The sequence below is a fragment of the Pseudomonas sp. SH10-3B genome (genome assembly GCF_019891415.1).
Classification (GTDB): Bacteria; Pseudomonadota; Gammaproteobacteria; order Pseudomonadales; family Pseudomonadaceae; genus Aquipseudomonas.
In genome coordinates this window covers 1-4,575 of the sequence record NZ_JAFLXD010000100.1, presented here as the reverse complement: position 1 = coordinate 4,575, position 4,575 = coordinate 1, and the positions used below count along the sequence as shown (strand labels likewise).

Below are 4,575 nucleotides of genomic sequence, written 5' to 3'. Positions count from 1 at the left end.
CTTGCCCCGCGTTGGGCTGCGAAGCAGCCCCAATACGGACGCCGAATTATTTCAGACAGACCGTGGCGCCTGATTTGGGGCCGCTTCGCGCCCCAACGCGGGGCAAGCCCGCTCGCCACAGGAGCCCGCTCGCCACAGGTCATCGAGTTGAAATTTTATTGAATCAGGAGTTTTTTGTGGACGAGAAACAACGTTATGCCGCCGGCCTGCAAGTGCGCCGCGAAGTGCTGGGCGATGCCCATGTCGACCGCAGCCTCAATGCCCTGACCGAGTTCAACAGCGAGTTCCAGGAAATGATCACCCGCCACGCCTGGGGTGATATCTGGACCCGCCCCGGCCTGCCTCGACACACCCGCAGCCTGATCACCATCGCCATGCTGATCGGCATGAACCGCAGTGAAGAGTTGAAGCTGCATTTGCGTGCGGCGGCCAGCAACGGCGTGACCCGTGCCGAGATCAAGGAAGTGCTGATGCAGAGTGCGATCTATTGCGGGATTCCGGCGGCGAATGCCACGTTTCACCTGGCTGAATCAGTGTGGGACGAACTGGGGATTGAGTCCCGCCCGCCGAAGTAACAGGCTCAGACCGGCTTTGTCGTGTAGACCCTCTTGCGCAACGGAAGTCCCATCTCTTCTTTCAGGCCGTTCTCGGTAAATTCCCGTGGATTGGTGGTGGTTTTCGCGGTGCTGGGGTCGCCGTCGAAATCAACCGGGGGGACTGTCGTTTGCAGACCGATCGCCTGCCGCTCTATGTTGGGTTCGCGTTCCTGGTGAGTGTCGGGTGTTGCAGTTTCTCCCTTTAGATTTTGACCTGTGGCACCTGCGAATGCGTGTCCCCTCTCATGAGCGAGGCTGGTGATCGGGGGGGAACTGTCGTCATACATATACATCGGGTTGTAATTGATCGTACCCAGGTCAGCCGTTTCTCCCGCTTTACCCTCCACGATGTAACCCAACTGTGAACCGGTCAGTGATTCGACGTCGCCGCCCGCTTGAAGATACCGTTGAATGGCTTTGGTGTTGAAGCCGTAGGTCATGTCATCACGGGTGTCCAGCTCGCGCAGGGTGACTGGCGCGTTGTTGCGCGCCGCCAGTTCGTCCTCTTTCTTCAAGGACTGCTGGCCTATGGGCGACATTCTCAATAGCTCCAGATCGTCTTCGACCCGCTGTCTGAACTCGGCGGAACCCTCGACCAGATAGGCTGTTTTGCCGGCGTCACTGGGCGTTACATCAAACCTGCGTGAGTTGAGCGAGCGGATCACATTATCCGAAGGTTTGGCGTAGATAACCGTGTTGTCATGGTAAGACCTCACGTTGTTACTACCCCTGCCGGTGTAAATGACCGAGCTGCCATGGCTGACCATCAGGTTGTCACCACCGCCACCGTGCATCACGGTGTGGCCATTTTTGGCGATCATGAAGTCGTGACCGCGCCCCCCGTCCATATGCACCACTCGGTTGGCAGGGCCCTTCACGGCCTGGAGGTGGTCGTCGCCATTGTCGCCATAAAGCGCACTGCTGCCACTGCCCGCGATCAGCGTGTCGTTGCCTTCTCCGCCTGATGCGACCCCACGCCCCCTGCCCATCACGATAAAGTCGTCGCCCGCGCCGCCCTTGATTTGGGTGGTACCGCCACCACCACGGGCGTAGTCGTCACCGTCTCCCAGGTCGATCCTGATGGGGGTCGTCACGTCTGGCGCCACTACCACGCTGTCGTTGCCGCCGTGGGTCTTGATATACAGGGGCTGGACCATGCCCAGCTCGGGGCGATTGAGCAGCTCAAGGGTGTAGGCTTTACCGTTGACGTTAGCGAGCAGCTTTCCATCAGAGGTACGTCTGATGTTCACCCGGTCTGCATGGTTGCCGGTTTCCAAAACGATTTGACTGAATATTGTGCTGGCGTCGCCGTTTTGTGCGGCGCTGAATTCAACCTCCTGGGAGATTTTTACGTGCTTGTCCTGAAACAGGACCTCGCTGTTTACGTAGCTTTTGTGTCCCAGGGCGACTTCGGGAGTCGGTCGGGAGGCGGGGGTCAGGGCATCGGAATCAGGGCGTTTGTATTTGATGTGGACGGCGGGTTCTGGCGTTGCCGGTGATGGACTGTTGGTGTAATTCGTCAGCACGGGCATGGACGCAGATATAGTCATGGTTGGGCTCGATCGTGGTGGGCAGGCGTTCCTTTGAGTGGCGGGAGGGGAAATGCTGTTCCAAGGGAAAAACAGTCAAACGCTGTCTTGATGTTGCATGCCTTAAGAGCGGCCTGGAGTTAATGGGAGTCGGCGTCCCACACCCAATTCCACACGCCCGGCAGATGCACTGCTTCATTCACGTCTTTGACCGTACGCGCCAATGCCGCCCGTTGCAGGGCGGCCGTATCGGTGTAGAACGGCTCGGCCGCCGTCTTCATGCCGTTGACCCGCGCGCTGTCCAGCAGGATCTGCAGGTATTCCTGCATATGCCGTGCGGTGTAGCGGTTGATGTCGTGGAAGGTCACTACCACCGGTATCACGCCGTCCACCGTCGGTAACTCCCCCAGCGCAATCCGCTCGCGCACCACCGACAGTTGTCGGTACAGGTTGGCGCGGCGGCGGGGGCTGCCGTTGAAGCCCCAGATCTTGCCATCATTGGCGCTCAGGTCAGTCAGCAGGACCTGCATGCCGTGGCGCTGGTAGGCGGCGAAGGTGCGCCGGTCGTAGTTCCAGAACGGCGGGCGCACCAGCATGGGCGGCGCGCCGGTGATCGAGGCAATATCCGCCGCACCTTGGGTGAGGGTGCGTTCCAGCTCGGCATCATTCAGCCAGCGGTGGTTGGTATGAAAGGTCGTGGCAGTGTGAAAAGCCAGCACATGCCCGCCGGCGTATTCACGCTCCATCGTCTTGCGACCCCGCGAGCTGCCGCCGGAACGCGACGATTCGGTCTGCAGGAAGAACACCGCCTTGATCCCCGGCAGCACCGGGTTGTGCGCCAGGTCGGCGATCACTGAACGGCTGGGGTTGTCGTAGCCCGAGGCACTGGGGCCGTCATCGAAGGTCAGCAAAAAGCGGATCGGCGCCTGGACTTGCAGGCGTTGCTCGGTCTGCGCTGTCAGGGCAATGGGCGCGCTGATACAGCCGTTGAGGCTCAAGGCCAGGGCAAGCACAGCGGATGCGATGGCAAAGGATTTCATGGTGTGCGCAGGCTCGGATAAGAGGCCGCTGCTGGGCGGATCAGCAGCGGCAGGCGCGCACGATACAGTAAGTGCCGCGCCGGATTACAGCAGACTTATCGGGTAACTGACGATCAACCGGTTTTCATCAAACTCGTTGTTGCTGTAATCGCGGCGCATGCTCGAATTGCGCCAGCGCACCGTGAGGTTCTTCACCACGCCGCTTTGCACGGTGTAACCCAATTCGCTTTCGCGACCCCACTCTTTGCCGTCGGTGATGGTGCCGGTGTGCACGTTGCTGCCGCTGATATAGCGGTTCATCAGGGTCAGGCCCGGTACGCCGAGGGCGGCGAAGTTGTAGTCGTGGCGCACTTGCCAGGATTTTTCCTGGGCATTGTCGTAGCTGGAGTTGTAGCTGTCGTTGGCCAGGGTGCCGCCGCTGGTGCCGTTGACGCGCATCCAGGCGTTGTTGCCGGTGAGTTTTTGCAGGCCGACGTAGAAGGTGTTACCGCCGTACTTGGCCGAGAACAGGCCGGACCAGGTTTTGTTGTCCAGGTCGCCGGCGCGGGCGCTGCCGTCGTCCTTGCCATAGAAGAACCCGAGGTTGGCGCCCAGGGTCCAGTCGCCCAGGGGCTGGCTGTGGATCAGGTTGACGAACTGCTGGCTGTAGATGTCCTTTAGCTGGGCGTTCCACACGCCGATCTGCGTGCGTTTGTCGTTGAAGGCGTATTCGCCGCCCTGGAAGTTGAAGCGGTCCGAGGTGAACGCGGTTTTGCCGACCATCGACATGTCGCTCATGCTGCTGTCGTCGCGCGGGCTGTTGGCGCGGAACTGGCCGCCGTAGAGGGTCAGGCCGTCGATTTCCTTCGATGTGATCTGCCCGCCGCGCAGGGTTTGCGGCAGGGAGCGGCCATCGTCGGCACGCAGGATCGGCAGCACCGGCATCCATTCGCCGACCTTCACTTCAGTCTTGGAAATACGCGCTTTGAACGCCACCCCCAGGCGACCGAATTCATCCGCAGGGCGGCCATCGTGGTCCAGCGGCAACAGTTGGGTGCCACCGGTACCGCGCCCGCCATCGAGCTTCAATGAGTACATCCCCAGCACATCCACACCGAAACCTACGGTGCCCTGGGTAAAGCCCGACTTGGCATCGAGGATGAAACTTTGCGTCCACTCCTGCGCGCCACCCTGGGTTTTGGTGGGGTTGGTGAAATTGCGGTTGAAGAAGAAATTACGCAGGTTGAGGTTGGCGCTGGCGTCCTCCAGAAAACCGTGTTCTTCGGCGACGACGGGCATGGCAAGACTGGCGATAGCGGTGGCCAGCAGGAGCCGGCGCGGGTGAAAAGTGCTCATGGTGGTGGACCTGTTGTTATTGGGTTTATGCAGGTGGCGGCCATGGTGCGGGGCGGTGCGGGGGCGGTTCAATCG

At 60.5% G+C, this 4,575-nt stretch carries 4 protein-coding genes; 1 reads left to right on the top strand and 3 read right to left on the bottom strand.

Features of this window, described 5'->3' with window-relative positions:
• Window positions 1-176 precede the first annotated feature (176 nt).
• Window positions 177-575 (top strand): 4-carboxymuconolactone decarboxylase, encoded by a 399-nt coding sequence (pcaC, locus tag J1G35_RS30450; protein WP_223016853.1) that lies wholly within the window; start codon window positions 177-179, stop codon window positions 573-575.
• Window positions 576-580: 5 nt separating this feature from the next.
• Here the strand turns inward: pcaC and J1G35_RS30445 are convergent, their stop codons facing one another.
• From J1G35_RS30445 to J1G35_RS30435, 3 genes are all read right to left on the bottom strand, one after another.
• A complete protein-coding gene (locus J1G35_RS30445; RefSeq protein ID WP_223016852.1) occupies window positions 581-2,146 on the bottom strand; it encodes a M91 family zinc metallopeptidase in 1,566 nt (521 codons plus the stop codon).
• A 119-nt stretch (window positions 2,147-2,265) separates the two neighbouring features.
• Window positions 2,266-3,165, bottom strand: coding sequence for a polysaccharide deacetylase family protein (locus J1G35_RS30440; protein ID WP_223016851.1), 900 nt, complete (start codon window positions 3,163-3,165; stop codon window positions 2,266-2,268).
• 84 nt (window positions 3,166-3,249) lie between these two features.
• Window positions 3,250-4,500: an OprD family porin gene (locus J1G35_RS30435; RefSeq protein ID WP_223016850.1), complete on the bottom strand. Its 1,251-nt coding sequence runs from the start codon at window positions 4,498-4,500 to the stop codon at window positions 3,250-3,252.
• Window positions 4,501-4,575: the final 75 nt, after the last annotated feature.

Bases quoted from the DNA above. Each gene is read 5' to 3' on its own strand.
- J1G35_RS30445 (WP_223016852.1), bottom strand. From the start codon at position 2,146: ATGACTATATCTGCGTCCATGCCCGTGCTGACGAATTACACCAACAGT.
- J1G35_RS30440 (WP_223016851.1), bottom strand. From the start codon at position 3,165: ATGAAATCCTTTGCCATCGCATCCGCTGTGCTTGCCCTGGCCTTGAGC.
- J1G35_RS30435 (WP_223016850.1), bottom strand. From the start codon at position 4,500: ATGAGCACTTTTCACCCGCGCCGGCTCCTGCTGGCCACCGCTATCGCC.